Origin of the sequence: Brachyspira catarrhinii, assembly GCF_005518285.1 — a bacterium.
Taxonomy (GTDB): Bacteria; Spirochaetota; Brachyspiria; order Brachyspirales; family Brachyspiraceae; genus Brachyspira; species Brachyspira catarrhinii.
Window position 1 is genome coordinate 1 of sequence record NZ_SJDU01000470.1, and the last position, 1,569, is coordinate 1,569.

At 27.7% G+C, this 1,569-nt stretch carries 2 protein-coding genes; both read left to right on the top strand.

Annotated features, from left to right (window positions below; genetic code table 11):
• Window positions 1-19 precede the first annotated feature (19 nt).
• The gene (locus tag EZH24_RS11570) at window positions 20-523 is read left to right on the top strand and encodes a hypothetical protein (RefSeq protein ID WP_236847226.1); all 504 of its coding nucleotides are present in this window, start codon (window positions 20-22) and stop codon (window positions 521-523) included.
• Window positions 524-542: 19 nt separating this feature from the next.
• Window positions 543-1,569, top strand: a 1,027-nt coding sequence (locus EZH24_RS11575; RefSeq protein WP_137999244.1) for an LptF/LptG family permease, incomplete at its 3' end; no start/stop codon positions are given.

The following is a 1,569-nucleotide window of genomic DNA, read 5'->3' on the forward strand; positions in this document are numbered from 1 at the left end:
TTCAGAGTTCGTGGAGTATGTGAAAAAAAATATCAATTTTGAATATTCTTTAATAATATATTTGATAACGGCATTAACCGTTTCAATTTCGGTTTTATATTCAATTGGAAGCAAAAGTAATATATTAAATCTTCTTATAATCGCTTTTGGAATAGCGTCTTATATAGCGGTTTCAAATATCGTAAAAATAGCGATTATCAATTTTACGGTTTTTATATTTTCTAAAAATAACGATAAAAATAATTTGAAAATATTTGCATGCAACTGTTTTGGAATTTACGGAATATTTATATTTATACTTCCGATAACTTTAATATTTTCAAATATTATTATTCAGTTTTTGGCTTTTTTCGTCATCCAAATATATTATTTAGTCTTATTATATAGAAATATTAAATTTTCTTTTGATATTGATAATTCGTTTAAGGCGTTTATTATTTTACTTTCTCCAATAATATTCGATTATTTAAGTTATATAACTTTAGGAATATTGGTTTTCGGGGTATTTATTAATATTTTATAAATTTTTTAAAAAATAGAAAATGAAAAAAATAACAAAATATATTATTATAGAAGCTATAGGTCCTTTCATAGCGGGAGTTTTATTTTTTACTTTTATATTCGTAATACAGCTTTTGCCCGAATTATTTAAACTCATAATCAATAACGGAGCGCCGATAAAAATATCTCTTGAAGTTTTCGTTTATATGCTGCCTTTCAATGTGGCGATAACGATTCCAATGTCCATTTTAATGGCAAGCATAATGGGATACGGAAGATTATCTTCGGACAACGAGATAATAGTTATGCGCGCTTTGGGATTTTCGCATATGAGAATATATATTCCGATAATAATACTCGGAGTATTGACATTTTTCTTTTCTTTATTTTTTAATAATGTAATAATGAGCGAATCGAATTATAGATACAGAGCTTTAATATCTTATATGATTAATATGCGTCCTTCTATTGCGGTAGGAAAATTGGATTTTACTTATATATCGGATATGGGACTTTCAATTGGAGCGGAATATTCGGACAATAACGGAATGTCTAATGTGGTAATATTTGACGGAACTTCCGAGTCGAAAAGAGTTATAACGGCAAAATCTGGAATATGGCATAATAACGAAGCGAATTCAAGAGTAATAACTTTAACTTTATCGGACGGAATAGTTCAAGAAATGCCATATTTTGGAATAGTAAGTAACGATTTTAGCGTATTCGATTCTATGGATATTAATATAATAAGAAGAGTAAGCACTTTATCCTCGCATGAAAGAGGTTTGAGAGAACTTCCAGCTTGGAAAATACATGAAAAAATAGAAAACACAAAAGCTCAAGCAAGCAATTCAATAGAATCTCAAATAAATAATATGATAATAAATTCTTATTCAAATATCGCCGATAACTCGGTTAAAAATTTGGAATCTTTTTCAAACGAATATTTAAATACAAATTCTACCGAACTTAAAGATATGATGAAAAAAGGAATGGAATCCTCTGTTCCTTATTTTTATTATGTGGAATTTCACAAATTCATTTCAATTCCCGATACGGCTTCTTTAT